The organism is Bacteroides sp. NSJ-48, from assembly GCF_014287405.1.
In the GTDB taxonomy this organism is placed as follows: Bacteria; Bacteroidota; Bacteroidia; order Bacteroidales; family Bacteroidaceae; genus Bacteroides; species Bacteroides stercoris.
Genome location: NZ_JACOOD010000108.1, coordinates 1 through 1,176 on the forward strand (window position 1 = coordinate 1; position 1,176 = coordinate 1,176).

The 1,176-nt window shown below is 53.7% G+C and carries 2 protein-coding genes; both read right to left on the reverse strand.

What is annotated here, in order from left to right:
* Positions 1 to 755: mannonate dehydratase (gene uxuA, locus H8S52_RS19660; RefSeq protein WP_186910408.1), on the reverse strand; the 755-nt coding region annotated here is incomplete at its 3' end.
* Positions 756 to 957: 202 nt separating this feature from the next.
* On the reverse strand, positions 958 to 1,176 hold a 219-nt coding region (locus tag H8S52_RS19665; RefSeq protein WP_186910409.1), incomplete at its 5' end, for an SDR family oxidoreductase.

The following is a 1,176-nucleotide window of genomic DNA, read 5'->3' on the forward strand; positions in this document are numbered from 1 at the left end:
CTCATGATACGCGGCAGGCCCAGGATTGAGCAGGGCGGGTCGTCCGGATGGATCACCAGCTCGACGCCGGCCTCGTCGGCAACGGGACAGATTTCGCTGAGGAAATATATCAGGTTGGAGCGCAACTTTTCGGGGGTGATATCCTTATAGCGGTCAAGCTCTTTCTGGAACTGCTCCAAGGTAAAGCTCTCTTCCGAACCGGGCAGGCCGGCAATCATGTTGTGTACCAGCAACTGCCTGTCGTCTTCCGTCATCTGCTCGAAGCGGGCTTTGGCCCTGGCCTTTTCCGCGTCGGTGTAATCGGCTTCCGCACCGGGGCGCTTCAGCAGGAAGAGGTCGAAAGCGATGAAGGCCGCGCGTTCGAAGCGCAGGGCGCGGCTGCCGTCGGGAAGCTCGTAGGCAAGATCGGTACGCGTCCAGTCCAGTACGGGCATGAAGTTGTACGTCACGATGTTCACACCGCATTTGCCGAGGTTGCGCAGGCTTTCCTTGTAGTTGTCGATATACCGTTGGAAATCTCCGGTCTGCGTCTTGATGTGCTCGTGTACGAGTACGCTTTCAACGACCGACCAGCGGAGACCTGCGGCTTCAATTATCTCCTTGCGTTTCATGATTTCTTCCACCGTCCACACCTCACCGTTGGGGATGTGGTGCAGGGCGTTCACGATGCCGGTGGCTCCGGCCTGTCTGATGTCCCATAGGCTGACGGGGTCGTTAGGACCGTACCAGCGCCAGGTTTGTTCACAAAGTATCATATTGTAATGGTATAAGTTTATAAAGTATATGTCTGTCTATTATGAATGAGGATGTGCTAAAATATACTTGATGATTTCTTTTTTAGGCACGGATTACACGGAAAAAGGGATAAAATAAATCCGTGTCTATCCGTGTAATCCGTGCCTAAAAAAGAAACAGATAGCAAGTGAGTTTTATTTTGGCATACTCTCACGGATTTCATCAGATGGAGAATGCGTCGAAACCGCCGTCCACCACCGAGAGTGCCCCGGTCACGAAGCTGGAAGCATCACTGATGAGGTAATGGATGGTTCCGAACAGTTCTTCCGGTTCGGCAAAGCGTCCGCACGGAGTGTGGGCGATGATGGTCTTTGCACGGTCTGTGTACGAACCGTCGGGGTTGGTGAGCAGCGCACGGTTCTGGTTGGTGAGCAGGAATCC